The following is a 26,928-nucleotide window of genomic DNA, read 5'->3' as shown; positions in this document are numbered from 1 at the left end:
GGTCACGCTCCGCGATCGGCGCGGGCTGACGGCGTGGGGGCAAATCGACAAGAAGTTTGTCGGTGGGGGCGTCTAGGGTCGGGCAGGTGAGTGAGCAGCGGGAGTCTCTGGTCCACGCGCGTGGTCTGACCAAGTCGTACGGCGAGTTCGAGGCCGTGCGGGGGATCGACCTGGACGTGCGCAAGGGCGAGGCGTTCGGGTTCCTGGGTCCGAACGGCGCGGGCAAGTCCTCGACCATGCGGATGATCGGCGCGGTGTCGCCGGTCAGTGGTGGAGAGCTGCGGATCCTGGGGATGGACCCGGCGACCCAAGGGCCGCAGATCCGGGCGCGGCTCGGGGTCTGCCCGCAGGACGACACGCTCGACACCGAGCTGTCGGTGCAGGAGAACCTCACCGTCTACGGCCGGTACTTCGGGCTCAGCCGGGCCGAGTGCCGCAGCCGCGCCGACGAGTTGCTGGAGTTCGTGGCGCTCACCGACAAGGCCAAGGTCAAGGTCGACGAGCTGTCCGGCGGGATGAAGCGGCGGCTCACGATCGCGCGGTCCCTGGTCAGCAAGCCCGACCTGCTGCTGCTCGACGAGCCGACGACCGGGCTCGACCCCCAGGCGCGGCACCTGCTGTGGGACAAGCTGTTCCGGCTCAAGCAGGCCGGCGTCACGCTGATCATCACGACGCACTACATGGACGAGGCCGAGCAGCTGTGCGACCGGCTGGTGGTGATGGACGCCGGACTGATCGCCGCCGAAGGTTCGCCGTACGAGCTGATCCGGGACTACTCGACGCGTGAGGTGACCGAGCTGCGGTTCGGGCCCGAGGTGATGTCGGCCGACCACGACGCGCTGGCCGGCAAGGTCGAGGACCTGGCGCAGCGGATCGAGGTGCTGCCCGACCGCCTGCTGCTCTACACCGACGACGGTGAGCGCACGGTCGCGGCGGTGCACGAGCGCGGCCTGCAGCCTGCCGCCGTGCTGGTCCGGCGCTCGACGCTCGAGGACGTGTTCCTGCGCCTGACCGGCCGGACGCTGGTGGACTGATGAGCGTCGTCCTGGAGAACGGCCGCCGCCAGTTCGACTACTGGGCGACGGTCTACAAACGCACCTGGAAGGGCAGCCTGGTCAGCAGCTTCCTGCTCCCGCTGCTCTACCTGGCCGCGATGGGCATCGGTCTCGGCTCGTTCGTCGACGGCAACGGCGCCGACGCGCTCGGCGGGATCAGCTACCTGCAGTTCATCGCGCCGGGCCTGCTCGCCGCGACCGCGCTGCAGATCGCGGTCGGCGAGTCGACGTACCCGGTGATGGGCGGGATCAAGTGGCAGAAGTTCTACTTCTCGATGGTCGCGACGCCGCTGCGGCCCGCCGACGTGATGTACGGGCAGCTCGCGTTCGTCGCGTTCCGGGTGCTGACCACCTGCACGGTGTTCCTGGTCGTGATCGCGCTGTTCGACGGGCTGGCCACGCCGTGGGGACTGTTCGGGCTGCCGGTCGCGCTGCTGGTCGGGATGGCCGTGTCCGCGCCGGTCTGCGCGGTGGCGACCCGGCTGGAGAACGACACCGGCTTCGCGATGATCTTCCGGTTCGGCGTCGTGCCGGCGTTCCTGTTCTCCGGCGCGTTCTTCCCGGTCTCGCAGCTGCCCGACTGGATCGAGTGGCTGGCCTACCTGAGCCCGCTGTGGCACGGCGTCGAGCTGTCACGTGACCTGAGCCTGGGCACGGTCGACCCGCTCGCGGCCCTCGGCAACCTGGCCTACCTGGCGGCGTGGTTCGTCGTCGGCACGTGGTTCGCGGTCCGCGGCCTGACCCGGAGGTTGATCAACTGATGGCCACACTCACCGCGCGGGTGATCCCGTTCCCGGTCCGGATCGGCAACGGCAAGCACCTGGTCGAGCGCAACTTCCTCGTCTACCGGCGGTCCTGGATCGTCTTCGTCTCCGGCTTCTTCGAGCCGGTCTTCTACCTGCTGTCGATCGGTGTCGGCGTCGCCCAGCTGGTCGGCGACTTCACCCTCGCCGACGGTACGGCGATCAGCTACGCCGCGTTCGTGGCGCCGGCGATGCTGGCCAGCTCGGCGATGAACGGGGCGATCTTCGACTCGACGTACAACATCTTCTTCCGGATGAAGTTCGTCAAGCTGTACGACTCGATGCTGGCCACGCCGCTGCGGCCGTGGGACGTGGCGACCGGCGAGGTGACCTGGGCGCTGCTGCGTGGAGCCTGCTACTCGGCGATGTTCGTCGTGGTGATGCTGGTGATGGGGCTGGTCGAGTCCTGGTGGGCGCTGCTCGCGCTGCCGGCCTCGGTCCTGATCGGGTACGCGTTCGCCGGGGCCGGGATGGCGATGACGACGTTCATGCGTAGCTGGCAGGACTTCGAGTTCGTCCAGCTGGCGACGATGCCGATGTTCCTGTTCTCGGCGACGTTCTACCCGATCGAGACCTACCCCGGCGCGATCCGCTGGCTGGTCGAGATCACCCCGCTCTACCAGGGCGTCGCGCTCGAACGCGCGCTCACCACCGGCACCGTCAGCTGGACGCTACTGATCAACGCGCTCTACCTGATCGCGATGGGTACCGCCGGCATGTACGTCGCCTCGCGCCGCCTGGGCACGCTGCTGCTCAAGTAGCCGTCAGCTCGAGCAGCTTGCGGAGCCACCACCTGCCACCGATCTGCATCGAGTCGCGGCTCGGGCCGGACACGTTGTCGGCGAGGTGGAGCGAGGTGACGGCCTGGTGCAGAGCGCCGAGCAGGCCGGCCAGGTCGAGTGCGCGCCGCAGAGCAGGCAGCGGCGCGAAGTCCTGCCAGACGGCGAGGTAGGCGTCCCTGACGTCGGGGGAGCGCGACAGCTCGTGCCGGCCCCCGACAAAGGTGACCAGGTCGAGGAACGGGTGCGCCACCGCCGCGTCGGTCCAGTCGAACGCGATCGGCCGGCCGTCCCGGACGGCGACGTTGCCCGGGTGCAGGTCCGCGTGCAGCAAAGTCTCCGGTACGCCGATCGAAGTCAGCTCGGCGATCGCCTCCCGCAGACCCGGGGACCGGGTGGCGAGCTGGTCGCGCTCCTCGGAAGTCAGCTGAGCAGTCACGCCGTTGGGCCCGAACAGCCGGTCGATCTCGTCGCCGAGGCGGTCGAGCCGACGGTCGACGCAGCTCATCGCAAGCAACTCGTCGGGGGAGTCGGTAAAGCTGCGTTGCAGCCGGCCGTGGGCGCCCAGCGCTTCGATCCACAGCGCGACATCGGTCTGCTCCGCGAGCGGTGTTCCGAGGTCGGGCAGCAGCATCCACACCCGGTCGTGGTCGACAGCGATCGGGCGAACTACCTCACCCGGCCGTACGGTCGAGAGGCGATCGAGCAGACGCGGCTCGTGCGCGAACAGCAGCGGGGTCGCGTCAGGCCGGTCCGGTACGAGGGTGCTGCCGTGGACGAGGGCCTTGAAGTACACGTCGCCGGAAGCGGTCGGGACGCGCAGCACGTTGGACAGCCCCCAGGAACGGACCTGGGTCGGTGGGCCGGTGCGCTCGAGGTGCTCGTCGATCCAGGCCAGCGCTTCGTCGTACCAGGCCGGCTGCATCCAGGCGGGGGTCAGTGGGTAGTCGTCGGGGAGGGCCAGGTGCGCTTGGGCCGCCGCCACCAAAAGCTCGTCGTGCGGGGCCTCGCCGGTTGGGCCGCCGGTGCCGCTGAGGAGGTAGTCGATCGTGCCGGGGCCGCGACCCAGGCAGGTGAGGACGGTCGCGTCGACCCCGAGCTGGGAACGGAACGCCTGGAGCACGCCCTCGACGTCGGGGAACCACACCTCGCCCGGGACCTGTACGTCGGGCAACCGACGGAGGTTGCCGGCCTGGAGGAGTACCGAGGAGATCCTGGTGTCGGGCATCTGGGCAGCGTACGAAGACTCTCCTAATCAGGTGATCGCGAGGGCGGCATCAAGTGATCGGGAGGGCGGTGAACAGCAGCGCGGCCGAGGTGGCGCCGGGGTCCAGGTGGCCGACGCTGCGTTCGCCGAGGTAGCTCGCGCGGCCCTTGCGGGCGAGCAGGTCGACCGTCGCGTCACGTCCCGACTGGGCGCCTGCCGCGCCGGCGTGGAAGATACCGGCGAGGTCGTGCCGTGCGGCGGCCGCCGCGTCGAGCGCGTCGATGCCCGGTGCCATCGCGTCGTACATCGTCTTGTCGCCCGCCTGGGCGCTGCCCCGGGCGACCACGCCGGCCAGGCCCGCCCGCAGGCCGAGCGTGAACCGGCGGACGTCGAGGTCGTGATCGTTGCCTACGGCATCACCGAGGCAGAGGAAGAAGCTGCCGAACAGCGGCCCGGCGGCTCCGCCGACCTTGCTCACCACGGTCTGCCCGACCGCGGTGAGCAGCTCACCCGGCTGCTCCGGCGGCGCGGTCAGCTCGGCGGTCACGACGGTGAAGCCGCGGGTCAGGTTGGTGCCGTGGTCGGCGTCGCCGATGGCCGCGTCGAGCGCGTTGAGGCGGTCGTGCTGGGCGTCGACCAGGCTGCCGAACACGCGAACCCAGTCCGCCAGGAACTCCACCGAGATCATCACGAGGCGACCTCCTGCGCGGCCTTGGTGGTCCGGTCGGCCGCCGTACGGGACAGGGCGAGGTAGACCAGGCCCGCGAGGACACCGGCGCTGAGCTCGGCGATCAGGTACACGGGGAGCTGGGCGAAGTTCACCTGGCCGCCGGCGAGCTGCTGGACCAGCATCGGGCCGGCGGTGCGGGCCGGGTTGATCGAGGCGCCGGTGATCGGCGCGACCGGAATGATCGCGCCGAAGACGACCAGGCCGATCGCGAGCCCCGCGAAGCCCGGCGCCGCCTTGCGGTGGGTCACGCCGAACACCGTCAGCACCAGGATGAAGGTCCCGACGAACTCGGCCAGGAAGGCCTGCGGGACGCCGATGCCCGGCCCGTACGTCGCGACGCCGAGGCCGAGGTCGCTCGCCTTCGGGCCGAGCACGCCGAGGATCGCCGCCGCGCCGAGGACCGCGCCGGCCAGCTGCGCGGCGACGTACGCCGGGACCAGCGACCACGGGAACCTGCCGGTCGCGGCGAGGCCGACGGTGACGGCCGGGTTGATGTGGTTGCCGGAGATCGGGCCGAGCGCGTACACGGTGGCGACCACCGCCGCGGCGAAGGCGAACGAGATCATCCCGAGGTCGGCCATCGTCATCGGCGCCGTGCCGTTCACGATCAGCGTCGCCGGGACCGCGCCGACGCCGACGAAAACCAGGATCGCGGTACCGAGCAGCTCGGTGCCGAGCCGTTGGGCCAGGGAGTTGTCGTCCATGGGAGTGGTCCTTCCGGGATCCAGGTCGGTATCTGAAGGCCGTTCGACATTGTCGAACGATCCTCGGAACATACGCCTGTGGTTCACTGCTGTAAAGACTTGTTCGATTCACTGAGGAGAACTCGGATGATCCAGTCCGTCGACCGGGCGATCCGGATACTCGGAGTGCTGCAGGGCGCGCGCAGGCTGAGCCTCTCCGAGGTCGCCGGGCGGCTGGAGCTGCCGCCGTCCACGGTGCACGGGATCCTCAGGACGCTGCAGGCGCACGGCATGGTCGTGCAGGACCGGGACTCCAACCGCTACCAGCTCGGACCGGCGGTGCTGAAGCTCGGCAACGTGTACCTGGACACGCTCGAGCTGCGGTCGCGGGCGGTGACCTGGTCGGAGGAGCTGGCCCGGCGCAGCGGTCACGCGGTGCGGACCGGTGTGCTGACCTTCGACGAGGTGGTGATCATCCACCACGAGCCGCGTCCCGACGGGAGCCGGCAGATGCCGGAGGTCGGGATCGTGATCCCCGCCCACGCGAGCGCGCTGGGCAAGGCGTTGCTCGCGTTCCTGCCGGAGCAGGCCGAGGAGCTCGTGGCCGACGGCAAGCTCCGCAGCATGACGTCGGAGACCCTGGTCGATCCGTCGGTGCTGCGGGCGCAGCTCGCCGACGTCGCCCGGGACGCGCTCGCGACGGAACGCGAGGAAGCCGTGCTCGGCGAGGCGGGGATCGCGGCGCCGATCTTCGACGCGTCCGGTACGGCGGTAGGTGCCATCGGCATCGTCCTGCCCGCCGCCGACTGGCCGCCGGCGGAGTCCACCTTCACCGCGGTCCGCGAGGCGGCCCGCAACATCAGCCGCGAACTCGGCGCCGCCCGCTGGCCCGCCTGACTCCGGACGCTCGGGCCCCCGCCGGGAGCCTGCGGCCCATCTCGTCGGGCCCCGCTGGTTCCTCGAGTCGGCACCGCTCGCCCACCCCCGCCGGGAGCCCGCGGCCCACCTCGTCGGGCCCCCCGCCGGTTCTTCGAGTCGGCACCCCCGCCCACACCCGCCGGTCCCGTCACCTCCGGGGCCCGATCTTTACAGCGGGATGAACTGCGCCCTACTGTGTGAATTTCATTCGATATTATCGAACGTAGTTCGCGAGAGGTGGCTGGTGTGAAGAAGCTTGTCAACGGCGTCGGGGACGTGGTGCCGCAGATGCTGGCCGGTTTCGCGCTGGCCAACCCCGGGATCGTCGTCCTGGGCGACGGCGTGGCGGTCAGAGCCGACAGCGACCAGCTGAAGGAGCGCGGTCAGGTCGCCCTCGTCTCCGGTGGTGGAGCGGGCCACGAGCCGGCCCACGCGGGCTACGTCGGGCCGGGCATGCTGACCGCCGCCGTCGCGGGGGACGTGTTCAGCTCGCCCTCGGCGGACGCCGTACTGACTGCGATCCGGGCAGTCGGAGGTCCGGCGGGCGTGCTGCTGATCGTGAAGAACTACACCGGCGACCGGCTGAACTTCGGCCTGGCCGCCGAGATCGCCCGCGGGGAAGGGATTCCGGTGGAGCTGGTCGTCGTCGCGGACGACGCGGCGCTGGAGGACAGCGACGAGAACGCCGGTCGCCGCGGCCTGGCCGGCACCGTGCTCGTGCACAAGATCGCGGGTGCCGCAGCCGAGTCGGGCAAGCCGTTGAGCGAGGTGGCCGACCAGGCCCGCGCGGCCGCGGCCTCGGTCGCCACCGTGGGCGTCGCGCTCTCCGGCTGCACCGTCCCGGCGGCCGGTAAGTCGGGGCTGGACCTCGGACCCGACGAGATCGAGTGGGGCCTGGGAATCCACGGTGAGCCGGGCGTCGGGCGAGGCAAGCTCCCGACGGCCGACGAGGTCGTCGACCGGCTCCTGAAGCAACTGATCGCGGATCGCGACCTCAGCGCGGGCGATCGCGTCGTGCTGCTGGTCAACAACCTCGGCGGGACGCCGGCGATGGAGCTCGGCATCGTCGCGCGGCGTGCGGCCGTCGTACTGGCGGAGCGGGAGATTCAGCTGGAGCGGATGTGGGTCGGGACCTTCCTCACCGCTCTCGAGATGGCCGGCTGCTCCCTCTCTGTAGCGAAGGTCGACGACCAACTCCTCGCCCTGCTCGACGCTCCCAGCGAGACCATGGCCTGGCCGGCCGCACACCTCGGCCGGGTCTCGGCCGTCACGGAAGCGCCCAAGCCGCAGGCCGAGACGCCGGCGCCGGCGACCGCCGTCGACGAGCAGCTCTGGCGCTCGGTGGTTGCCGTCTGCAACGCCCTGACTGCGGCGGAGACGCAACTGACCGAGCTGGATCAGCTGGTCGGCGACGGCGATCTCGGGATCAGTCTCGCCCGCGGCGCCCGCGCCGTGCTCGCGGAGAAGGACCAGTACGACGGCACCGACGACGCCACCACGCTGCGCGGCATCGCCGGTACCGTACGCCGAACCGTCGGCGGCACCTCAGGCCCGCTCTACGCGGCCCTCATCCTGCGCGCCGCGACCGCTCGGGCGGCCGGAAAGCCTTGGCCAGAAGCGTTTTCGGCCGGAGTCGACGCGATCGCCGAACTGGGCGGCGCGAAGGTCGGCGACCGGACGATGCTCGACGCCCTCGTCCCGGCCGCGGCCGCGCTGCGGACCGGCGTACTGGCTGAGGCGGTCGCGGCGGCTCGCAAGGGGACGGACGAGACCGCCGGGATCCTGGCGCGCCGTGGCCGGTCGAGCTACCTCGGCGATCGGGCGCTCGGCACGGTCGACCCCGGCGCCGAGGCGGTCGTCATCTGGCTCAATGCCCTCGACAACCAGTTGACGACAGCCAAGGCGTAGCCGGTCCGTCGCGATCGCCCGGTACGGCGCTGCCGCGGTCGCAACCGCGGAACAGCCGGGCCGAGCGCGCGAGCCCTACCAGTCGAGGTGCTGCTCACCCAGACGGTCGGCGTACCAGCTGCGGATCGCGTTGACGGTCTCGGTGGGCAGCGGCTCGGCGACCGAAGCGATGCTGGTTTCGAGGTGCTCGATCGAGCGCGTCCCGGGGATGACCGTGGAGACGCCGTCGTTCGCGAGCAGGAAGCGAACGGCGGCGTCGACCAGGCTCACGCCGGACGGGAGCAGCGCCCGCAGCTCGTCGACCAGGCCGGCGCGCAGCGCGACATCGTCGGCCGACCACCGAGACCGTACGTCGCTGAAGGTGCTGCTCGCGTCGTACCGGCCGGAGAGCCAGCCGGACTCGAGCGGGACCTTGACGATCACGCCGGCGCCGTTCGCGGGCGCCTCGGAAACGCTCGGCCAGGTCTCCTGGAACAGCGCCGACATCCGGACCTCGAGTGCCTGCGAGTCGGTGTTCGTCAGCACGGTGCGGACGTCCTGGTCCCAGTCGACCGAGGCACCGAAGGCGCGGATCAGACCCTTGTCCCGCAGGGCTTCCAGCGCGGCGTAGTGCTCGGCGCTGTTCAGCACCTCCGGCGGCGGGCTGTGCAGGACGACGACGTCGATGTGGTCGACGCCCATCCGGCGGGCACTGCCCTCGACCGACGTCGCGATCGCGTCGACCGACCAGTCGGCGCGCCCGTCGTGCGTCGGCCCGACCTTGGTGCAGAGCACGACCTGGTCGCGCGGGACGCTCTGCAGCGCCGTACCGACGTTGAGCTCGCTCTGTCCGTCGGCGTACGCCGGTGCGGTGTCGATGAAGTTCACCCCGGCGTCCAGCGCGGCGTGCACGATCCGCACCGCCTCCTCCGGGTCAGGACCGGCCGGCCAGCTCGAGGACCTGCCGAGCTGCCACGCACCCAGCCCGATGGTGCTGACGTCGATACCGGAGGAGCCGAGAGGACGCGTCTGCAGGGTCATGAGGCCAAACCTAGTCGAACCGGCCGCTGAAGCAGCGGCCCCCGCCGAAGGTGCTACCTTAAACGGAGAACAGATCTCCGATTAGGAGGAACGATGGCGGAAACGGTGCTGGTGACGGGCGGGACGGGGTACGTGGCCGGCTGGTGCATCGTCACCCTGCTGGAGCGCGGGTACGACGTACGGACGACCGTGCGCAGCCCGGCCAAGGGCGAGGCTGTCCGGGAGGCGGTGAGCACGGCCGTCGACCCGGGCGAGCGGCTCACGTTCGCGGTCGCCGACCTGATGTCCGACGACGGCTGGGCCGACGCGGTCCGCGGGGTCGACTACGTCCTGCACGTCGCGTCCCCGCTCGGCGACGGCGACTCCAGCGACCCGGACGCGCTGATCCGGCCGGCGCGGGAAGGAGCCTTGCGGGTACTGCGCGCCGCGACGACCGAGGGGGTGCAGCGGGTCGTGATGACCTCGGCGGCCAATGCGTCCTCGCCTGCGTCGTACGCCGAGGAGGGCGTGACCGACGAGACGCTCTGGACCGTCGACGACCCGTCGCTGCCGGCGTACCGGCGGTCGAAAACCCTGGCGGAGAAGGCGGCCTGGGACTTCATGGCGGCGTACGACGGACCGACGCAGCTCACCACGGTCCTGCCGGGTGGCGTGTTCGGGCCGATCCTGTCCGCCGCCAACCTGGGAACGGTGAACATCATCGCCCGGATGGTGAAGGGGGACATGCCCGGCGCGCCCCGGATCGGCCTGGAGGTGGTGGATGTCCGCGACCTGGCCGACCTGCACGTCCGGGCGATGACCGTGCCCGAGGCGGCCGGTGAGCGCTTCCTCGGGACCGGCGAGTTCATCTGGATGCGGGACATCGCGCGGGTGCTGAAGGACGGCCTCGGGGAGGCCGGCGGCAAGATCTCGACCCGGCAGCTGCCCGACTTCCTGGTCCGGCTCGCGTCGATCCGGGACAAGCCGCTGCGCGCGATCACGATGTCGCTCGGCCGGCGCAACCGGCACACGACCGCCAAGGCGCAGCGAGTGCTCGGGTGGACGCCGCGGCCGGCGGCGGAGACGGTGCTGGGCTGCGCGAACAGCCTGCTCGACCGCAAGGTCCTCTGACCTTCGGGACGAAGGACAATGGGTTGATGAGCGACCAACGACCGGTCCGGGCCGACTCCGTGCGGAACCGGGCCAAGCTGGTCGCGGCCGCGCGGGAGGTGTTCGCGGAACGCGGGTTCGGGGCGACGCTCGACGACATCGCCCGGCACGCCGGGGTCGGCACCGGTACGGCGTACCGGCACTTCCCGAACAAGCAGGCGGTCGCGGCGGTGGTGCTGGCCGACGCGACCAGCGCGATCGCCGAGGACGCGCGGGCCGCGCTCGCGGTCGAGGATCCCTGGGACGGGCTGGTGCTTTTCTTCGAGCGGAACGCCGTCCGGCAGGTCGCCGACCGTGGGCTGTACGAGACGCTGACCGGGCAGGGCAACGACGAGGAGCAGGCGCGGATCTGGCCGCAGGTGTTCGAGGCCGTGACGGAGCTGTTCGAGCGGGCGCGTGCGGCCGGGGTGATCCGCCCGGACGCCGCGCCGCAGGACATCGCCGCGATCTTCGCCCTGCTCGGCCCGGCCTTCGAGATGAGCCGCAACACGTCGCCGGATCTCTGGCGCCGCTACCTCGCGCTGATGCTGGACGGCCTGCGGCCGGCGGGGCAGGCGCCGTTCCCCGTTCCGCCTCCGCCGCTCGATCAGCTGGACGCCGTGCTGTTCGCGGGCAAACGGCCCCGCAGATAAACCGGGCCGAGTACCGGATCTTGATCGGCTCCGTCTGGTACCGCAACACACTGCTTACTGGTCGAACCTCACGCGTCCCGTTTGACGAAGGCGGCCGATGCCGCCGTACCGGTGACGAGCAGCCAAGCGAGCATGACCGCCGTACCGGTCTCTGGGCCGAACGGGCCATCGGCTGAGTACAGCGTGCGTCCGGCCTGGTCGGGCAGCCATCGTGCCTGATCGGTGACGGTCGCCAGCAGCGGCGAGACGATGACGATCCCGACGAGCATGACGACCAGCGACGGAATGAGCGACCTGATCACGACCGTGACCGCCGCGGCCAGTAGCCCCACGAGCACCAGGTACGCCGCTGCTCCGGCGATCCACCACAGAGACGCGCGGAGCGGCTCCGTCACCCAAGCGGTCGAGACCGCCGCCACCAGCGCGACCACGCTCGTCACGGTCACGGCGATCAGCTGCGCGACGGCCTTGCCTGCCAGGGAGACTGCGCGGTTCGGCGTCGCGGTCAGGGTCGTCCGCAGCTCTTGGCTGCCGTACTCCGACGCCACCGCGACCACGCCCAGCACGATCGCACCGACCTGGACGAAGGCGACGCTGCCGAGCGCGATCGTCACCGCGTCCTCGGCGGGATCGACGCTCGAGCTCGCGAAGGCCGCCGTCACGAGGACCGCTACGGCCACCGTGGTCAGCGCCGTGATCCATGCCGCGGGCAACGTTCGCAGTTTGATCAGCTCGGCCGCGACGGACTGCCCGATCATGCGTCGCGACGGGTCAGGACGACGCCCGCGACCAGTAGCAGCGCCGCCGCCCACGCGGCCATCACGAGACCGCCGGTGACCGCGGGCAACGCGTCGTCGACGCTGGTGAAGCTGTCGCCGGCGAACAACCGGGTCCCGGCGAGGTCGGGCAGGTACCGGGCCAGCGACGTGACCTTCCACAGCAGGAAGGACGCCGAAATCACTGTCCCGTTGGCGATCAGTACGATCAGCGGCACGATTCCGCTCCGGGCGAGGACCGTGATCGCCAGCGCCATCAGCGCGGCCAGGGTCCAGTAGAGCGCGGCGCCGACGAACCGGCCCCACGGCGTACCGGAGTCTGCTGGTGCGGCGTCGCCGATGATCGCGGTGGCCGCGGCCAACGCTGCCGACAGTGCGACGACGGCAGCCAGTACGACGAGCGCCGCGACGACGACGGACTTTGCTACGAGCACCAACCATCGTCGGGGCGCAGCGCTGAGGGTCGTGCTGATCTGCCGTCCACCACCCGCGTCGGTGCTGTTCGCGGTGTACTCGCTGCTGATCACGACGATGCCGAGCACCATCGCCCCGGCGGTCCCCAGCGGAACGGCGCTCAGCGCCGCCTCGGCGGCAGAAGTGTAAGTAGCGCTGTCGGTCTCGCCGGACCTGAGCGCGTCGCGCACGTTGAACGCGTTCAGTACGGCGAGCGCGATCGGACCGAGCACGGCGACCGCAAGCGCGACGGCGGTCGACGGCAGTGTCAAGGTCTTGCGCAGCTCAGCTGCGATGAGGCGCGTCATCGCTGCTCCCCCGCACGGGTCAGCGCGAAGTGCGACGGGCGCGTCATCGCTGGCCCCCGAACGGGTCAGGGCGACGTGCGACGAGGCTGGTCATCGCTGCTCCCGCACGGGTCAGCGCGAAGAAGGCGTCCTCGAGCGTCTCGTGCCCGGCTGCGATCTCGGCGCTCCGCCCGGTCGCCACGATCCGCCCTTCGGTGAGCACCACGAGATCGTCGGCGAGCTGGGCGACCTCGCTGATCTGGTGGCTGGACAGCAGCACCGTTCCGCCCGCCGCCGCGTGGTCCTTCAGGAGTTCGCGCAGCCAGCGGATCCCGTCCGGGTCCAGGCCGTTCGACGGCTCGTCCAGCACTAGCGTCTCCGGCTCGCCGAGCAGCGCGGTCGCCAGACCGAGCCGGCGGCCCAGTCCGAGGGACAACTTGCCGGCCCTGGTCCGCCGCCGGTCCGCGAGGCCGACCTGCTCCAGGACCTCGCCGACCCGGCGCTGCGGAATTCCGTTGCTTCGGGCAACCCACGCGAGGTGCTCGCCGGCCCGGCGCGACCGGTGCGCACCCGACCCGTCGAGCAGCGAGCCGACGGTCCGGAGCGGATCGCGCAGTGCGCCGTACGGCTGTCCGCCGATGAGCGCCGTACCGGAGGTGGCGCGGTCCAGGCCGAGCAGGATCCGCAGCGTCGAGGACTTGCCCGCGCCGTTCGGGCCGAGGAAACCGGTGATCCGGCCCGGGGCGGCCTGGAAGCTTACCTCGGACAGCACCACGCGGGAGCCGCGCCGTTTCACGAGAGTGTCGATGGTCAACATGCGTCCATCCCAGCGGCCGCGGGCGCCGTACGGATCGGTCCCAGGACCGGACTTCGCGGTCCGGCTCCGCCCGGGGTCTGTCAGACCTGGGTCCGATGCCAGGGCAGGCTGTGAAACCTAGAATCGCCCTGTGGAGCCAGGCCGTCCGACCCGAGCCCCAGGGATCGGCCTCGCGGCCGGGACCGTCGCCGTGCTGCTCACCTCGTTGCTGTTCGTCGCCGGTGCTCCGGAGAAGGCCACGCTGATCGCGCCGGCCGCGATCACCGCGATCGCGATCGCGATCGCGGTGTGGGCCGTGGTGCGCAGCCGACGGCAGCGGCGCGACTACGAGGAACGGCTGACCACGTGGGCCGGCGAGCAGGCGGTCCAGGCCGAACGCCTACGAATCGCCCGCGACCTGCACGACCTGGTCTCGCACGGGCTGGGCCTGATCACCATCCGCGCCGCCGTCGCCCGCCGCGCCGGCGCCGGCAACGGGGCCGCGGCCGCGGCCGGGCAGGACACAGTCGCCGGGGAGGCCGCTACCGGGCAGGGTGCGGTCGCTGGGCGGGGCGTCGCCGGACAGGACGCGGTCACCGGGGAGGCCGCTACCGGACAGGGTGCGGTCGCTGGGCCGGGCGCCGCCGGGCAGGACGCGGTCACCGGGCAGGACGCCGCCAGGCAGGGCGTCGCCGGGCAGGGCGTGGCTTCGTCCGACACGGTGGCCGGGCTGACCGCTGCCCTGACGGACATCGAGCAGGTCAGTCGTGGGACCACGACGGAGCTGCGGCGAATGCTGAACGTGCTGCGGTCAGCCGACGGCGAGCCTGCGCCGCTCCGGCCCGCGGAGACACTCGCGGACCTCCCGGCCATCGTCGACGAAGCCCGCGCGGCCGGTCTGCGCGTGGCGCTCGACCTGCCCGACCTGCCCGAGGTGTCGCCGGGCGTCCAGCTCACGATCTGCGCCGTCGTCCGGGAGGTGCTGAACAACACGCTCCGGCACAGCGGTCCGACGCGCGCCGAGCTTGCCGTACGGCGGCAAGGCGGCGTGCTGGAAACGTCCTGCCGCGACGACGGCCCGGTCGGCGGCTGGGTTGCACATTAGGGCGGCGGTCACGGGCTGACCGGCCTGCGTGAGCGGGTCAGCGCGCTCGGCGGCTCACTGGAGGCCGGGCCGGATCGAGGCGGTTTCCTGGTCGTCGCACAACTCCCCGATGGACCAACCAGATGACCCCCGACGCCGGTCCAGCGAACCCCCGCGCGATCCGGGCGAAGCCCGACGCCGATCCGACCAACCCCGACGCGATCCGGGCGGAGCCCGACTCAAATCCAACGAACCCCGGCGCGCCCCGCGCGGAGCCCGACCCCATCCGCGTGCTGATTGCGGACGACCAGCCTCTCCTGCGGCACAGCCTTGCGCTGCTCGTCGACGCGACCGACGACCTGACCGTGGTCGGCCAGGCCGCGACCGGGCGCGAGACGGTGCGGCGTGGCCAGGAGTTGCGGCCGGACGTCGTACTGATGGACATCCGAATGCCCGGCGGCGACGGCATCGAGGCGACCAAGCACCTCACCGAGGACCCCGCCCTGGCGGGCACGCGGGTGCTCGTGCTGAGCATGTTCGAGCTCGACGAGTACGTGTACGCCGCGCTGCGGGCGGGAGCGAGCGGCTTCCTGCTCAAGGACGCCGAGCCCGACCAACTGCTCGAGGCCGTACGCCGGACGCACCGCGGCGAGTCCCTGTTCGCCCCGCGCATCGTGACGCGGCTCGTCGAGCACTACCTGGACCGGCCCGCGATCCGTCGTTCGCGATCGATCGACCGGCTGACCGACCGCGAGACCGAGGTGCTGGTGCTGGTCGCCCGTGGCCTGTCCAACGACGAGATCTCCGGCGCCCTGCGGATCTCGATCAAGACGGTCAAGACTCACATCGGCAACCTGCTCGCCAAGCTGGCCGCCCGCGACCGGGCCCAGCTCGTCATCACCGCGTACGAGGCTGGGCTGGTCGCCGCAGGTTGAGTCAGTCCGACGTGATCTGCGCCGTGCCGACCAGCACCTCGACGTCGAGGGCAGCGCGACCGCGGCCGATCTCCACGTCCTTGGACTGGCCGTTGACCGCGCCGGCCCAGGTGACGCGACCCAGCTGCGACTCGGTGTGAACCCGTACGTCGGAGCCGCGGCGCAGGTTGACCGTGGCCGACCCGGACTCGACCCGGACCCGCGAGCGGCCCTTGGTGATCTGCGCGTCGAGATGCGCCGAACCGGCCTGGACGAGCATGTCGATCGGACCGTCGACGTCGCTGACCTTCGCCGTACCGGCGGTCACGCGCACGCGCGCCAGCCCCGGCAGCCGCTCGGCGGTGACGCTGCCGCCGGTCACCTCGACCTCGACCTCGAGCATCGGGTTGACCCGGATCGACAGCTCCTTGGCGAAGCCGTTGACGTGCGCCTTGAGGTCGGTCGGGTTGCGCAGCATGCTGAACCCGTCGAGCGACACCCCCATGTCGCCCTCGCTGTTGATCGCGAGCGTGTTCCCGTCCCGCTTGATCACGTGCGGCCCGTCCACCGCGACCCCGGTGATGGCCGGCTCGCCGATCAGCCGCACCCGCCGCCCGACGGCCCGGATCGTCACCCGCTGCACCCCGGAGGGCACCGGCACGTTGCTGTGCTCGACCTCTTCCTCGACCTCCCCGGCCTCGGGCACCTCGGTCTGCACCGGCTCGGCCGGCGCGTCGTCGACAACGCTGTCCTGTACGGCGCCCGGCGCAGAGGTCGGCCCGGCACCCGGCGCAGCCGTCTCCCCGGCGGCGCCCGGCACGGACGCCGTGTCCGCGGCGTCCGGCGAGTCGACGGCGTCGGCCCAGACCGACGCCGACGGCTCGTCGGCCTCGGGCACCGGGATCTCGGCGGTCGGAGTCTCATCGGCAACCGGCGCGGCGGCCGTCGGCTTGGTCACGGCGGCGATCAGCGTCGCGGCCTCGTCGCTGGAAAGGTGGCCTTTCGCGACCCGGTCGAGAATGTCCTTGACCCGGCGGTCGTAGTCGCTCTGGTTGCTCATGTCCTCCAGTCCAGCACCCCGACGGGTCCAAACCAATAAGGGATCACCCCTGACTCTCCCGAGAACGGCAGTGCGGGTCCCGGCGGAGTAGCCCGGAACCCGCACTGCGGCATATCCCTTCAGCGGCTCAGCGAGAGCCGGTTGCAGTCATCGGACGGCCGGTTCCATCTCCTCGGCGGCCAGCTCACGCTGCACCGCCTCGAGCTGAGCCGCCTCGGCGGCCTCCGCCTCCCGGCGAGCGCGCAGCCCCCGCAGACCGGTCAGTCCGATGATCAGGCCCAGCGCCGCGATCCCCGTGACCACGCCCAGCGCGGGCTTGTACGCCGACAACATCCCCTCCGGCGACGTCACCCCCGCGGACCGGCCACTGATCACCGCGGTCACGATCGCGAGCACGATCGCCCCGCCGACCTGGTTCGAGGTGTTGAACAGCCCCGACGCGAGTCCCTGCTCGTGGTCCGGCACCCCGTTGGTCGCCTGGATGTTGAGCGCCGGGAACGCGATCGCGAACCCGAGGCCGATCAGCATGATCGTCGGGAACACCGTCGCGAAGTACGCCGACTCCGGGCCGATCCTCAGCGAGAGCGCGTACCCGACCACGAACAGCGCCATCCCGGCGACGATCATCCGCTCGGTGCCGATCCGGTCGGCCAGCTTGCCCGCGTTCGGCGACAGCGTGGCGACCAGCAGACCGGCCGGGAGGAAGCCCAGCGAGGTCTCGAACGCCGACCAGCCGAGCAGGTTCTGCAGGTACATCGTCCCGATCAGCTGGAACGCGACGTACGCGCCGAAGACGGTCAGGATCGCGAGGTTCGCCCGCCGCAGCGCGGGGGCCCGCAGGATGCCGAGCCGGACCAGCGGGTGCTTGGTCCGCTGCTCGATCAGCACGAACGCGGTCAGCAGCGCGACGGAGAGCACGAACAGGCCGATCGTCTGGACCGAGACCCAGCCCGCGTGCTCGGCGCCGACCACGGCGTACACGAGCGACAGCATGCCGCCGGTGACGGTGACCGCACCCGGTACGTCGTACCCGCCGGCGGCCTTGTCGCGCGGGCTGTTCGGGATCAGCTTGAGCGCGAACAGGAACACGATCAGCGCGACCGGGCCGGGCATCAGGAAGGTCCAGCGCCAGCCGACCTCGGTCAGCGCGCCGCCGAGGATCAGGCCCATCGAGAAGCCGCTGGCGGCGCAGGTGGTGAAGATGCTGAGGGCGCGGTTGCGGTCCGGGCCCTCGTGGAAGGTGGTGGTGATGATCGAGAGCGCGGCCGGCGCGGTGAACGCGGCGGCGATGCCCTTCACGAACCGCGCGGCGATGAGCAGTTCGGGGTTGGTGGCCAGCGAGCTCAGCATCGAGACCACGGCGAAGACGGCGAGCGCGATCAGGAAGACCCTGCGGCGGCCGAGCAGGTCCGCGGTGCGGCCGCCGAGCAGCAGCAGTCCGCCGTACCCGAGCACGTAGCCGGTGACGACCCATTGCAGAGACGAGAGCGAGACGCCGAGGTCGGCGCCGATGGAGGGCAGGGACATGCCGACCATGGACACGTCCAGGCCGTCGAGGAAGATCACGCCGCAGACGACCAGGAGCGCGCCCCACAGGCGGGCGTCCCAGGTCATCCGAGCCGGAGGTGTGTGCGTTGTCTGTGTCACGAGCAGAGAGTTTTGCATGCGTGTGCATCTAATGTCTAGGCATTAAATGTCTTTGCATTGAATGCGCGTGCATGATAACGTGCCCACCATGACCGAGACGAAGGTCAGCGCCGGCCCTGGTGAGACCGGCACCGATCGTGAGAGCACCGCCGACGTGCGGGAGTGGCGCGAGATCCTCGCCCGGCACGCGGACCTGAGCTGCGCGCTCGACCGCGAGCTGCAGGCGGGCCACGCGCTGGGCATGAGCGAGTACGAGGTGCTCGAGCGCCTGGCCGAGCTGCCCGAGCAGTCCGCCAAGGTCCAGACCATCGCCAAGTCGGTGCACCTGAGCCAGAGCGCGCTGTCCCGCGTGATCGGGCGGCTGGAGACGGCCGGCCTGGTCGAGCGGCACATGTGCGCCGAGGACCGCCGCGCGGTCAACGTCCGCCTGACCGACGAGGGCCTCCTCCGACAGACGGAGGCGCAGCCGACCCAGCGACGAGTCCTCGCCGACCGGCTGCACTCGCCGCTGTTGAAGTCCTGCGACTAACTCACTCTCGTACGGCGCCTTCCAGCATGCCCTGGATGAAGTGCCGCTGCAGGAACGCGTACACCAGTACGACGGGCAGCCCCACGATCACCGCGCCCGCGGCGAGCAGCGTGAACCCCGACGTGTACTGCCCGGAGAAGAACGCCAGCCCCAACGGTGCCGTCCGCAACGACTCGCTCGTCACCATCACCAGCGGGATCAGGAACTCGTTCCACGTCCACATGAACACCAGCACGATCAGCGTCACCAGCGCCGGTCGCGCCGGCGGGACGAGCACCTGCCACAGCGTCCGCCAGTGCCCGGCGCCGTCCAGCCGCGCCGCCTCGACCAGCGCGCGGCTCGACGACCGGAAGTAGGCCCGCATCCAGAAGGTGCCGAAGGCAACGGATTGCGCGACCTGCGGCAGCGCCACCGCCCAGTACGTGTCGGTCAGGCCGAGCGAGCGCAGGTCGAAGTACAGCGGAACGACGATCGCCTCGGTCGGCATCATGATGCCGAGCAGGAACAGGTAGAACAGCGCGCCCGCGCCCCGGAACCGCATCGTCCCGAACGCGTACCCGCTCAGGATCGACAGCAGCACGCTCGCGACCACCACGGTGACCGACACCAGCAGACTCATCCGCAGGTAGGTCCCGAAGTGCCCGATCTCCCAGGCCTTGCCGAAGTTCCCGAAGCCGCTCGACCCGCTGCCGCCGTCGTCCGGCCCGAACGCGGCCGCGACGATCGACACGATCGGCGCCAGCGCGAAGCACCCGAAGACGATCAGCAGCAGGTAGTTGCCGAAGCGCTCGGCCGCCGGCGCCCTCATGCGCGGTCCGCGATCCGGTTGACGCCGAGCGTGATCACGAAGATCAGCACGGTCAGGCAGACCCCGATCGCAGCCGCCGAACCGACCTGCCCGAGCTCGAACGCCCGGTGGTAGACCTCGTACGACGGAACGCTCGTCGACGTTCCCGGCCCCCCGCTGGTCGTCACGTAGACCAGGTCGAAGGTCCGCAGCGCCGCGATCACCGTCAGCGTCACCGCGACCGCGATCTCACCCCGTACGGCGGGCAGCACCACCGCGAAGAACTCGCGCACGGCGCCGGCGCCGTCCAGCCGTGCCGCCTCGTACCGCTCCCGCGGGATCCGCGCCATCCCCGCCAGCAGAAGCACCGTCACCAACCCTGTCTCGAACCACGTCCCGATGATGCCGACCGCGGGCAGCGCGAACGCGTAGTCCCCGAGCCAGCCGCGCGCGAGGCCGTCCAGACCGACGGCCCGCAGGACGTCGTTCAGCGGGCCGTCCGGTGCGTAGATGTGGCGCCAGGCAACGGCCACGACGACCATCGCGACCACCTGCGGCAGGAACACCACGGTCCGGAAGAACGCCAGACCGCGGACCCGCGCCCGCTGCAGCACCGACGCGAGCGCCAGGCCGATCACCACCGGTAGCACCGAGTAGAAGACGATCAGCACCAGCGCGTGCCCGAAGGCAGCGCGCAGTCCGGCGTCGGCGGCGACGTCGGCGTAGTTGCTCAGCCCGACGAACTTGCCGAGCGAGATCCCGTCCCACTCGAACAGCGAGAGGTGGACGGCCCGGCCGAGCGGGTAGAGCAGGAACAGTCCGTAGACGACCAGCGCGGGCAGGATGTAGAGGTAGCCGACCTTGCGCGGTTCGCCGGGCGGTGAGCTCACTTTCCGGCGAACTTGCTGTAGTCGGCCTCCAGCTTGTCGACGAACTGCTGCGGGGTCGCCTTCTTCGCCATCAGGTCCTGCAGCGCGGCGCCGAGCGTGTCGTACATGGTCGGTGTCGCGTAGTCCAGGTACGGCACGAGGCCTTCCTGGCCGACCGCCGTACCGAAGGCGGCGAAGACGTCCTTGGCCAGTCCGGCCGGTGCCTGCTGCTGGCCGGTGTCGGCGATCGGCAGGTTGCCGGTCGCGGTCAGCACCTTCATCGCGTCCGGGCTGGTGATGAAGTTGATGTACGCCGCGGCCGCGTCCTTGTTCTTCGCCTTGTTCGTCATCGCGAACGGCAACCCGGTCCCGCCGGTGATCACCGGCTTGGCACCGGCGTCGGTCCCGGGCGGCAGCATGAAGCCGACCTTGGTGCCGAGCGCCTTCTGCAGGTCGGCCTGCAGCCAGGTCCCGGCGATCAGGAAGACGCCGTTGCCCTTGCCGAAGTCCTGCCAGGCCGGGTCGTAGCCCTGGCCGTTGAAGCCTGAGTTGAAGTAGCCCTTGTCCACCCAGGAGACCAGGTTCTCGGCGGCCTTGGTGTTCTCCGGCGTCTTCCAGGACGCGCCGGGCCGGCCGAAGGCGAGCGTGGTGATCTGGTCGGCCGGGGTGGCCTTGTCCTGCACGGTGCCGAACACGTGGATGGCCGGCCACTTGTCCAGGTTGCCGAGCTGCATCGGCAGCTCGCCCCCGGCCTTGGCCTTGGCCAGTGCGTCCTCGAACTCCGCCCAGGTGCTCGGCGGCTGGACCCCGAGCTTGGCCAGCTTCTCCTTGTTGTAGTAGAGGCCGACCACCTCACCGACCTGCGGCAGGCCGTACAGGTTGCCCTCGCCGAACGTCTTGCCGTCGGCGGAGTACCGCGAGTACTGCATCACCGACGCCGGGTACCGGCTGCCCCAGTCGTATGCCTTGGCCCACTCATCCAGCGGAACGAGCTGCCCGGCCTTCACGAACTCCCCCATGTCGGAGCGCCCGTTGTTCGCCTGGACGACGTCCGGCGCGTCGTTGCCGGACAGCGCCAACCGCAGCGTCGTCTTCAGGTCGTCGAAGGACCGCGACACCCGCTTCAGCTTGATGTTCGGGTACTTGGCCTCGAACTGCTTGTTCAGCTCGGCCATCTGCGCCGCCTGCCCGCCGCGGACCTCCTGGTCCCACACGGTCAGGCTGACGTCCCCCAACGCCGCCGCGTCGGTCTTCACCGAGCTCGGCGCGCTCGCGCCGCCTTCCGGGGTCTCCGACCCCGGCGTACAGGCGGCGGTCAGCAACAGGGCTGCAGCCGCTAGGGCAACGACCTTCACAGGGGGCTCCTCAGTTCAGTTCAGTTCAGGGTATAGGTGTATCCGTTGGCGCTCAGGCTGTTCAATACCCGCATCCGGTGCTCCTCACCCCGGGTCTCCAGCTGCAGCGCGACCTCGACCTCGTCCAGGTCGAGGGTCTCGGAGATGCGTTCGTGCAGGACCTCGATGATGTTCGCCTCGACCTCGGCGAGTCGCTGGAGCAGCGTGGCCAGACCGCCGGGGGTGTCCGGGATCCGCACCCGCAACGACAGGTACCGCCCGGCGGCGGCCATGCCGTGCCGCAGGACGCGCATCAGCAGGACGGGGTCGATGTTGCCACCTGACAGGACCACCACGACCGGCGGCTCGAACCGCTTCGGGTCGTCCAGTACGGCGGCAACCGCGGCCGCGCCGGCCGGCTCGACCACGAGCTTGGCGCGTTCGAGCACCAGCAAGAGGGCCTTCGACAACGAGTCCTCACCGACCGTGAGCACCTCGTCGACGTACGCCTGGATCGCCGCGAACGGCACCTGCCCGGGCAGCCCGACCGCGATCCCGTCGGCCATCGTGCTCATCCGCTCGAGCGCGACCGGCTCACCGGCCAGCAGCGAGGCCGGGTACGCGGCGGCGCCCTTGGCCTGGACCCCGACGACGCTGATCGGCATCCCGTCGCGCTGCATGGCCGTCGCGATCCCGGCGACCAGCCCGCCACCACCGGTCGGTACGACGACGGTCCGGACCTGCGGGCACTGCTCGACGATCTCCAGCCCGGCGGTCGCCTGCCCGGCGACGATGTCGGGGTGGTCGAACGGGTGGATCAGGATCGCGCCGGTCTCCGCCTCGAACTCCCGCGCCGCGCGCAGGCAGTCGTCGATCGAGGTGCCGACGAAGCGGATCTCCGCGCCGTACGCGCGGGTCGCCTTCTCCTTCGGCAGCGGCGCGCCGTGCGGCATGAACACGGTCGACTTGATCCCGAGCAGCTGCGCGGCGAGCGCGACGCCCTGCGCGTGGTTCCCGGCGCTGGCCGCGACGACGCCGCGCGCCTTCTCCTGCTTCGACAGCCGCGCCATCCGCACGTACGCGCCGCGCAGCTTGAACGAGCCGGTCCGCTGCAGGTTCTCGCACTTCAGGAACACGTCGCCGCCGACCAGGTCACTCAGCCACCGCGAGTACTCCAGCGGGGTCGGCGCCACCACGTCGTGCAGCAGATCCGCTGCCCGGGCAATCTCGGCTGCTGTGATGCTCACGCTTCGATGCCTCCCTTGCCATCGACGAGTAGGACCCGCACAGGTTCCCCGTCCATCCGCGAATTCCGCAAGGCGAGCTTACGGGCCAGGGATTCCTCGTAGGTCGTGATCAGCACCTGGCGGAGAACTTTCTGGGCGGTCAGGTCCGACAGCATCCGGGCAAGTTTCCAGCGGTTCCGTGGATCCAGGTGCTCCAACGGCTCATCAAGCATCAGCAATGGAGAGTTGGACAGAGCCTTGAGCGCCGCGATGCGATAGACGAGCAGTGCCCGGGCCTTCTCTCCGCCGGACATCGAGCTGTAGTCCACCGGCCGACTTCCGTGGATTGCCTGGATCGACCCGTCTGCGGCGAGATCGAACGCCGAGCCGTCCGGAAGCTGCTTCCAATGGCTCTTGATCAGTCTGACCAGAGGATCGGCGCCGCGTGTGGTCAGATCGGAGACGACCTCGTCGACAGTCTCAGCCAGCACCAAGGACCTGGCCTGGCGGCGGAATCCAGTGACAGCCCTCCGATAGGCAGCCGACTGATCACTCAATTGCTGATGTTCGATCCGGGCCTGCCCGAGTCGATCGTCCCGCCGCGCTTCCAGAAACTGCTTTTCCCGCTCGATACCCACCGAGAAATACTGCTCCGGTAGTCCGCCCGCGATCGGCTCGAGGTGGTCGGCGAAGAAGTACGCCGGAAGTTCCGCGTACTCAAAGGGTCGTCCGCCGGAGTCTTTGATCTCGCGGTCGAACTGCGACTGGGCCACGAGGAGCCGCCGACCACCGCAACGATGCGCTGACAACACACGCCCGAGGAACTCTGCGGCCTTCCCCGGCCGCTGATCCTCCACCCACGCCGTCGCGCCGCGAGCAAGCATACTCAAGTAACACGTATCCAGGACGAGGTCATCGAGCTCGGGAGGTTCGGCACACAGGAAGATACCGTCGCATGCGCCGAAGTCGTCCGGTTGTCCACAGTCGGCCACCCCGGTCACCAGAGTTTCGGAGCAGCCAGGCGCACAGCTGGTCTCCTCGTGGTCTCTCGCATCCCGCACCACACAGAGCGCGAACCTCCGCCGTGGCGAGGCGCCGGATCCCCTCGGATCCTGTCCTGCGCTCCACGACAAGCTTTGGATTGTAACGTTCAAGTCACCTGGTGGTGCGGATGTCGACCGGGATGGGGATGCTGCGCAGGGTCCGGTACGGGGAGAAGATCAGCCAGCTCGTGCCCAGCAGGGTGGCGACGCCGGCGATCCAGAGGGTGGGGCGGAGGCCGAAGGCGGTGCCCAGGGCGCCGCCGAGCAGGCTGCCGATCGGGAGGGCGCCCCAGCTGACGAAGGACATCGTGGCGCTGACGCGGCCCTGCAGCTCGGGCGGGCAGACGCGCTGGCGGGTGCTGACCTGCAGGATGTAGCCGACGATGATGCAGATCGCGGCGAGCAGCGTCGAACCGACGTACCAGCTGAGGGACCAGCCGGGGTTGGTCAGCGGCTGGATCAGGAACGCGATGCCGAGGCCGATCGCGGCCACGAGCTGGGCGCGGGCGTCGCCGATCCAGCGGCTCAGTCGCTCGGTGAACGCGGAGGCGGCGATCGCGCCGAGCAGGCCGATCATGTTGAGCACGCCGATCGCGGCGGGGGAGAGGTGGATCTCGCGGACCAGGAAGACGACGATCACGGCCGAGTTCGCGGCCTGAAAGAGCATGGTGGTCGCCGAGGTGAGGACCAGTGGGCGCAGCAGCGGGTGGCGGAAGACGTAGCGCAGGCCTTCGGTGATCTCGCGGCGCAGGTCGCGGTGCTCGGGGGCGGGCGGCCTCGTTTCCGGCGTACGGATGGATCTGAGCCAGAGCGCCGACCAGAGGAAGCCGAGGGCGTTCAGGCCGATCGTCGTCGCGGCGGACAGCCACTGGATCAGTACGCCGCCCGCCCCCGCGCCGACGACGGCCCCGACGGAGTGGTTGGCGGCCAGTCGCGCGTTGCCCGGCAGGAGTTGGTCGGGGGTCAGCAGGCGCGGCGGGTAGGAGCTGTGCGCGACGTCGAACAGCACGCTCAGGACTCCGGACAGCGCCAGTACGACGTACAGCTGCGGCAGGCCGAGTACGCCGAACGCGGCCGCGACCGGGATCGAGCCGAAGAGGACTGCCCGCCCGAGATCGGCCGCGATCAGGACGGGCAGGCAGCGGTGACTCAGGATGCCCCTGGCGGGACCGTGGCCGCGAAGTTGAGTCGGGTCGACTCAAGTTGGAGTCTGCAACTATATTGTCGGTCTCGCTTATATAACTGCTAGCGTATTTAGCCCTGGAGAAAAGGTTCGAATTCTGTCCGTGGTCTCGGTCAGGATGATCTGCATCACACTCTGGAGGGGCGGCTCTGATGGCGGCTATTGAGGCGACGGGCCTCGTGAAGACGTTCAGATCCCGGAAGAACACGGTCAAAGCGCTCGACGGGATCGACCTGGAAGTGCCCGAGGGGAGCGTGGTCGGCCTGCTCGGGCCGAACGGCGCGGGCAAGACCACCACCGTTCGGGTGCTGACCACGCTGATGACGCCCGACGCCGGCAGCGCGCGGGTGCTCGGGCACGACGTGGTCAAGGAAGCCGACACCGTACGGCGACTGGTCGGGCTCTCCGGGCAGTACGCGGCGGTCGACGAGCTGCTGACCGGACGGGAGAACCTGTGGATGTTCGGGCGGCTCTACCGGCTCAGCAGTCAGCAGGCCAAGCAGCGGGCCGACGAGCTGCTGGAGATCTTCGACCTGACCGAGGCCGCGGACCGGATCCTCAAGACCTACTCCGGCGGCATGCGGCGCCGGCTCGACCTGGCCGGATCCCTGATCGCGCACCCGAAGGTGCTGTTCCTGGACGAGCCGACCACCGGGCTGGACCCGCGGAGCCGCCTCGACCTGTGGAAGATCATCCGCGACCGGGTCAGTGAAGGCGTCACCATCCTGCTGACCACGCAGTACCTGGAGGAGGCCGACGAGTTGGCCGACAGCATCGCGGTCGTCGACCACGGCTCGGTGATCGCCCGTGGGACCGCGGACGAGCTGAAGGCGAAGGTCGGCGGTGAGCGGATCGAGGTCGTCGTGCACGAACCGGGTGACACCGCTCGGGCGCTCGACCTGCTGACCACGGCGCTGCAGGTGACCGACCCCGAGGCGAGCACGCTCGACGAGCACACCAAGCGCGTGACCCTGCCGGCGCCGGGCGGCTCGGCGGCACTGGTCGAGGTGATCCGCACGCTGGATGCCGCCGGCATCCGGATCGCCGACATCGGCCTGCGCCGGCCGACGCTCGACGACGTGTTCCTGACCCTGACCGGGCACGCCACCGACAACCCCGACACCGAGGTGGACGAATCAGGAAAGAAGGCCCGGGCATGAGTACGGAATCTGCTGAAGGCCGGGAGCAGAGTGCTGTCGGGCGGGCGGTCTCCGACGCGGGGATCCTGGCCTGGCGGACGCTGAAGCGGATCCCGCGGACGCCGGACATGCTGATCTACGCGACGATCCAGCCGATCATGTTCGTGCTGCTGTTCGCGTACGTGTTCGGCAACGCGATCCCGATCCCGGGGTTCCCCGGCGCGCGGGCGTACCGGGAGTTCCTGATGTCCGGGATCTTCGCCCAGACGATGGCGTTCGCGGTCGCCTCGGCCAGCGTCGGGCTGGCCGACGACATGTCGAAGGGACTGATCGACCGGTTCCGGTCGCTGCCGATGGCACGGTCCGGGGTGATCGCCGGGCGGGTGATCGGCGACGTGGTGTTCAACGCGTTCGTGATGCTGGTGATGGTGATCTGCGGGTTCATCGTCGGCTGGCGCTGGCACAACGGCTTCGGCCAGGCGCTCGGCGCGTTCGCGATCCTGCTGCTGTTCGCGTTCGCGATGCTCTGGGTGGGCGCGCTGATCGGGCTCTCGGTCGGCAGCCCCGAGGTCGCGGCGTCGGCGGGGCTGATCTGGCTGTTCCCGCTGACGTTCCTGTCCAACGCGTTCGTGCCGACGCCGAACCTGCCGAGCGCGCTGCAACCGATCGCCGAGTGGAACCCGATCTCCTCGATCGTCGCCGCCTGCCGGCACCTGTTCGGCAATCCCTCGCCGTTCGCCAGCCCGGACGGTTTCCCCGCCCAGCACCCGGTCTGGCTCAGCCTGATCTGGTGCGCGGTCATCATCGGCGTCTTCGCGCCGCTCGCGGTCCGCAAATACCGCCGTACGACAGGGCACTGACCAAACAGCAGCGCCCCGGTGGTTTCCCACCGGGGCGCTGCTGTGCGTTGGGTGGGG

The 26,928-nt window shown here is 70.4% G+C and carries 27 protein-coding genes; 12 read left to right on the top strand and 15 right to left on the bottom strand.

Features of this window, described 5'->3' with window-relative positions; genetic code table 11:
- The first annotated feature begins 86 nt into the window (after positions 1-86).
- Genes ACLQ2O_RS21725 through ACLQ2O_RS21715 form a run of 3 tightly spaced genes read left to right on the top strand, consistent with a single transcriptional unit; the run spans position 87 to position 2,619 of the window.
- On the top strand, positions 87-1,034 hold the full coding sequence (locus tag ACLQ2O_RS21725) for an ABC transporter ATP-binding protein (protein ID WP_425834168.1): 948 nt from the start codon (positions 87-89) through the stop codon (positions 1,032-1,034).
- Entirely contained in the window at positions 1,034-1,816 is a 783-nt protein-coding gene (locus ACLQ2O_RS21720) for an ABC transporter permease (RefSeq protein ID WP_425834166.1), read from the top strand. Before ACLQ2O_RS21725 ends, ACLQ2O_RS21720 begins: the two co-directional genes overlap by 1 nt.
- On the top strand, positions 1,816-2,619 hold the full coding sequence (locus tag ACLQ2O_RS21715; RefSeq protein ID WP_425834164.1) for an ABC transporter permease: 804 nt from the start codon (positions 1,816-1,818) through the stop codon (positions 2,617-2,619). Before ACLQ2O_RS21720 ends, ACLQ2O_RS21715 begins: the two co-directional genes overlap by 1 nt.
- Here ACLQ2O_RS21715 and ACLQ2O_RS21710 read toward each other — a convergent pair.
- From ACLQ2O_RS21710 to ACLQ2O_RS21700, 3 genes are read right to left on the bottom strand one after another with little or no spacing between them, the layout of a single operon-like run.
- Positions 2,612-3,865 carry an aminoglycoside phosphotransferase family protein gene (locus ACLQ2O_RS21710; RefSeq protein ID WP_425834162.1) on the bottom strand — a complete coding sequence of 418 codons (1,254 nt, stop codon included), beginning with the start codon at positions 3,863-3,865 and terminating at the stop codon, positions 2,612-2,614. The genes ACLQ2O_RS21715 and ACLQ2O_RS21710 overlap by 8 nt on opposite strands.
- A gap of 49 nt (positions 3,866-3,914) precedes the next feature.
- Positions 3,915-4,532 (bottom strand): dihydroxyacetone kinase subunit DhaL, encoded by a 618-nt coding sequence (gene dhaL / locus ACLQ2O_RS21705; protein ID WP_425835262.1) that lies wholly within the window; start codon positions 4,530-4,532, stop codon positions 3,915-3,917.
- A complete protein-coding gene (locus ACLQ2O_RS21700; RefSeq protein WP_425834160.1) occupies positions 4,532-5,278 on the bottom strand; it encodes an MIP/aquaporin family protein in 747 nt (248 codons plus the stop codon). Before ACLQ2O_RS21700 ends, dhaL begins: the two co-directional genes overlap by 1 nt.
- A gap of 126 nt (positions 5,279-5,404) precedes the next feature.
- Between ACLQ2O_RS21700 and ACLQ2O_RS21695 the strand changes: the two genes are divergently transcribed.
- The gene (locus ACLQ2O_RS21695) at positions 5,405-6,154 is read left to right on the top strand and encodes an IclR family transcriptional regulator (protein ID WP_425834158.1); all 750 of its coding nucleotides are present in this window, start codon (positions 5,405-5,407) and stop codon (positions 6,152-6,154) included.
- A gap of 267 nt (positions 6,155-6,421) precedes the next feature.
- Positions 6,422-8,083, top strand: a complete 1,662-nt coding sequence (locus ACLQ2O_RS21690; RefSeq protein ID WP_425834156.1) for a dihydroxyacetone kinase family protein — start codon at positions 6,422-6,424, stop codon at positions 8,081-8,083.
- 75 nt (positions 8,084-8,158) lie between these two features.
- Here the strand turns inward: ACLQ2O_RS21690 and ACLQ2O_RS21685 are convergent, their stop codons facing one another.
- A complete protein-coding gene (locus tag ACLQ2O_RS21685; protein ID WP_425834154.1) occupies positions 8,159-9,103 on the bottom strand; it encodes an aldo/keto reductase in 945 nt (314 codons plus the stop codon).
- Positions 9,104-9,196: 93 nt separating this feature from the next.
- Between ACLQ2O_RS21685 and ACLQ2O_RS21680 the strand changes: the two genes are divergently transcribed.
- A complete protein-coding gene (locus ACLQ2O_RS21680) occupies positions 9,197-10,213 on the top strand; it encodes an NAD-dependent epimerase/dehydratase family protein (RefSeq protein WP_425834152.1) in 1,017 nt (338 codons plus the stop codon).
- Positions 10,214-10,239: 26 nt separating this feature from the next.
- Positions 10,240-10,884: a TetR/AcrR family transcriptional regulator gene (locus ACLQ2O_RS21675; RefSeq protein ID WP_425834150.1), complete on the top strand. Its 645-nt coding sequence runs from the start codon at positions 10,240-10,242 to the stop codon at positions 10,882-10,884.
- Between the two features lie 68 nt (positions 10,885-10,952).
- Here the strand turns inward: ACLQ2O_RS21675 and ACLQ2O_RS21670 are convergent, their stop codons facing one another.
- From ACLQ2O_RS21670 to ACLQ2O_RS21660, 3 genes are read right to left on the bottom strand one after another with little or no spacing between them, the layout of a single operon-like run.
- On the bottom strand, positions 10,953-11,642 hold the full coding sequence (locus ACLQ2O_RS21670) for a hypothetical protein (RefSeq protein WP_425834148.1): 690 nt from the start codon (positions 11,640-11,642) through the stop codon (positions 10,953-10,955).
- On the bottom strand, positions 11,639-12,421 hold the full coding sequence (locus ACLQ2O_RS21665; RefSeq protein WP_425834146.1) for a hypothetical protein: 783 nt from the start codon (positions 12,419-12,421) through the stop codon (positions 11,639-11,641). The genes ACLQ2O_RS21670 and ACLQ2O_RS21665 overlap by 4 nt, the downstream gene beginning before the upstream one ends.
- Before the next feature lie 43 nt (positions 12,422-12,464).
- Positions 12,465-13,217: an ABC transporter ATP-binding protein gene (locus tag ACLQ2O_RS21660; protein WP_425834144.1), complete on the bottom strand. Its 753-nt coding sequence runs from the start codon at positions 13,215-13,217 to the stop codon at positions 12,465-12,467.
- A 130-nt stretch (positions 13,218-13,347) separates the two neighbouring features.
- Here ACLQ2O_RS21660 and ACLQ2O_RS21655 point away from each other — a divergent pair, with 130 nt between their 5' ends.
- Together ACLQ2O_RS21655 and ACLQ2O_RS21650 are read left to right on the top strand one after the other, a co-directional pair.
- Complete coding sequence (locus ACLQ2O_RS21655) at positions 13,348-14,301, top strand: sensor histidine kinase (RefSeq protein WP_425834142.1); 954 nt, start codon at positions 13,348-13,350, stop codon at positions 14,299-14,301.
- Positions 14,302-14,423: 122 nt separating this feature from the next.
- Positions 14,424-15,215 carry a response regulator gene (locus tag ACLQ2O_RS21650; protein ID WP_425834140.1) on the top strand — a complete coding sequence of 264 codons (792 nt, stop codon included), beginning with the start codon at positions 14,424-14,426 and terminating at the stop codon, positions 15,213-15,215.
- 1 nt (position 15,216) lies between these two features.
- On the opposite strand, the gene ACLQ2O_RS21645 is transcribed toward ACLQ2O_RS21650, so the two are convergent.
- Positions 15,217-16,254, bottom strand: a complete 1,038-nt coding sequence (locus ACLQ2O_RS21645) for a hypothetical protein (protein WP_425834138.1) — start codon at positions 16,252-16,254, stop codon at positions 15,217-15,219.
- A gap of 147 nt (positions 16,255-16,401) precedes the next feature.
- Positions 16,402-17,901: an MFS transporter gene (locus tag ACLQ2O_RS21640; protein WP_425834136.1), complete on the bottom strand. Its 1,500-nt coding sequence runs from the start codon at positions 17,899-17,901 to the stop codon at positions 16,402-16,404.
- 88 nt (positions 17,902-17,989) lie between these two features.
- On the opposite strand from ACLQ2O_RS21640, the gene ACLQ2O_RS21635 reads away from it, so the two are divergent.
- Entirely contained in the window at positions 17,990-18,430 is a 441-nt protein-coding gene (locus ACLQ2O_RS21635; RefSeq protein ID WP_425834134.1) for a MarR family winged helix-turn-helix transcriptional regulator, read from the top strand.
- Between the two features lies 1 nt (position 18,431).
- Here the strand turns inward: ACLQ2O_RS21635 and ACLQ2O_RS21630 are convergent, their stop codons facing one another.
- The 6 genes from ACLQ2O_RS21630 to ACLQ2O_RS21605 all read right to left on the bottom strand — a co-directional run bounded on the left by ACLQ2O_RS21630 (position 18,432) and on the right by ACLQ2O_RS21605 (position 24,815).
- Positions 18,432-19,238: a carbohydrate ABC transporter permease gene (locus ACLQ2O_RS21630; protein WP_425834132.1), complete on the bottom strand. Its 807-nt coding sequence runs from the start codon at positions 19,236-19,238 to the stop codon at positions 18,432-18,434.
- Positions 19,235-20,107 (bottom strand): carbohydrate ABC transporter permease, encoded by an 873-nt coding sequence (locus ACLQ2O_RS21625; RefSeq protein ID WP_425834130.1) that lies wholly within the window; start codon positions 20,105-20,107, stop codon positions 19,235-19,237. The genes ACLQ2O_RS21630 and ACLQ2O_RS21625 overlap by 4 nt, the downstream gene beginning before the upstream one ends.
- Complete coding sequence (locus ACLQ2O_RS21620) at positions 20,104-21,441, bottom strand: extracellular solute-binding protein (RefSeq protein WP_425834128.1); 1,338 nt, start codon at positions 21,439-21,441, stop codon at positions 20,104-20,106. Before ACLQ2O_RS21620 ends, ACLQ2O_RS21625 begins: the two co-directional genes overlap by 4 nt.
- 20 nt (positions 21,442-21,461) lie before the next feature.
- Positions 21,462-22,667 carry a threonine ammonia-lyase gene (gene ilvA / locus ACLQ2O_RS21615; RefSeq protein WP_425834125.1) on the bottom strand — a complete coding sequence of 402 codons (1,206 nt, stop codon included), beginning with the start codon at positions 22,665-22,667 and terminating at the stop codon, positions 21,462-21,464.
- Positions 22,664-23,647 carry a hypothetical protein gene (locus ACLQ2O_RS21610; protein WP_425835277.1) on the bottom strand — a complete coding sequence of 328 codons (984 nt, stop codon included), beginning with the start codon at positions 23,645-23,647 and terminating at the stop codon, positions 22,664-22,666. Before ACLQ2O_RS21610 ends, ilvA begins: the two co-directional genes overlap by 4 nt.
- 154 nt (positions 23,648-23,801) lie before the next feature.
- Positions 23,802-24,815: an MFS transporter gene (locus ACLQ2O_RS21605; RefSeq protein ID WP_425835260.1), complete on the bottom strand. Its 1,014-nt coding sequence runs from the start codon at positions 24,813-24,815 to the stop codon at positions 23,802-23,804.
- A 236-nt stretch (positions 24,816-25,051) separates the two neighbouring features.
- Here ACLQ2O_RS21605 and ACLQ2O_RS21600 point away from each other — a divergent pair, with 236 nt between their 5' ends.
- A complete protein-coding gene (locus tag ACLQ2O_RS21600) occupies positions 25,052-26,032 on the top strand; it encodes an ATP-binding cassette domain-containing protein (protein ID WP_425834123.1) in 981 nt (326 codons plus the stop codon).
- Complete coding sequence (locus tag ACLQ2O_RS21595; protein WP_425834121.1) at positions 26,029-26,871, top strand: ABC transporter permease; 843 nt, start codon at positions 26,029-26,031, stop codon at positions 26,869-26,871. Before ACLQ2O_RS21600 ends, ACLQ2O_RS21595 begins: the two co-directional genes overlap by 4 nt.
- Positions 26,872-26,928 lie beyond the last annotated feature (57 nt).

This window comes from Kribbella sp. DT2 (genome assembly GCF_049844575.1).
Taxonomy (GTDB): Bacteria; Actinomycetota; Actinomycetes; order Propionibacteriales; family Kribbellaceae; genus Kribbella.
The sequence above is the reverse complement of the archived record's forward strand: the minus strand, read 5'-3'. Positions and strand labels throughout refer to the sequence as shown.

What these genes read in the sequence shown, in the direction of transcription:
- ACLQ2O_RS21710 (WP_425834162.1), bottom strand. Translation starts at nt 3,865, where the DNA reads ATGCCCGACACCAGGATCTCCTCGGTACTCCTCCAGGCCGGCAACCTC.
- ACLQ2O_RS21720 (WP_425834166.1), top strand. Translation starts at nt 1,034, where the DNA reads ATGAGCGTCGTCCTGGAGAACGGCCGCCGCCAGTTCGACTACTGGGCG.
- dhaL (WP_425835262.1), bottom strand. Translation starts at nt 4,532, where the DNA reads ATGATCTCGGTGGAGTTCCTGGCGGACTGGGTTCGCGTGTTCGGCAGC.
- ACLQ2O_RS21660 (WP_425834144.1), bottom strand. Translation starts at nt 13,217, where the DNA reads ATGTTGACCATCGACACTCTCGTGAAACGGCGCGGCTCCCGCGTGGTG.
- ACLQ2O_RS21635 (WP_425834134.1), top strand. Translation starts at nt 17,990, where the DNA reads ATGACCGAGACGAAGGTCAGCGCCGGCCCTGGTGAGACCGGCACCGAT.
- ACLQ2O_RS21630 (WP_425834132.1), bottom strand. Translation starts at nt 19,238, where the DNA reads ATGAGGGCGCCGGCGGCCGAGCGCTTCGGCAACTACCTGCTGCTGATC.
- ACLQ2O_RS21695 (WP_425834158.1), top strand. Translation starts at nt 5,405, where the DNA reads ATGATCCAGTCCGTCGACCGGGCGATCCGGATACTCGGAGTGCTGCAG.
- ACLQ2O_RS21650 (WP_425834140.1), top strand. Translation starts at nt 14,424, where the DNA reads ATGACCCCCGACGCCGGTCCAGCGAACCCCCGCGCGATCCGGGCGAAG.
- ACLQ2O_RS21715 (WP_425834164.1), top strand. Translation starts at nt 1,816, where the DNA reads ATGGCCACACTCACCGCGCGGGTGATCCCGTTCCCGGTCCGGATCGGC.
- ACLQ2O_RS21670 (WP_425834148.1), bottom strand. Translation starts at nt 11,642, where the DNA reads ATGATCGGGCAGTCCGTCGCGGCCGAGCTGATCAAACTGCGAACGTTG.
- ACLQ2O_RS21700 (WP_425834160.1), bottom strand. Translation starts at nt 5,278, where the DNA reads ATGGACGACAACTCCCTGGCCCAACGGCTCGGCACCGAGCTGCTCGGT.
- ACLQ2O_RS21685 (WP_425834154.1), bottom strand. Translation starts at nt 9,103, where the DNA reads ATGACCCTGCAGACGCGTCCTCTCGGCTCCTCCGGTATCGACGTCAGC.
- ACLQ2O_RS21595 (WP_425834121.1), top strand. Translation starts at nt 26,029, where the DNA reads ATGAGTACGGAATCTGCTGAAGGCCGGGAGCAGAGTGCTGTCGGGCGG.
- ACLQ2O_RS21675 (WP_425834150.1), top strand. Translation starts at nt 10,240, where the DNA reads ATGAGCGACCAACGACCGGTCCGGGCCGACTCCGTGCGGAACCGGGCC.
- ACLQ2O_RS21680 (WP_425834152.1), top strand. Translation starts at nt 9,197, where the DNA reads ATGGCGGAAACGGTGCTGGTGACGGGCGGGACGGGGTACGTGGCCGGC.
- ACLQ2O_RS21645 (WP_425834138.1), bottom strand. Translation starts at nt 16,254, where the DNA reads ATGAGCAACCAGAGCGACTACGACCGCCGGGTCAAGGACATTCTCGAC.
- ACLQ2O_RS21665 (WP_425834146.1), bottom strand. Translation starts at nt 12,421, where the DNA reads ATGACGCGCCTCATCGCAGCTGAGCTGCGCAAGACCTTGACACTGCCG.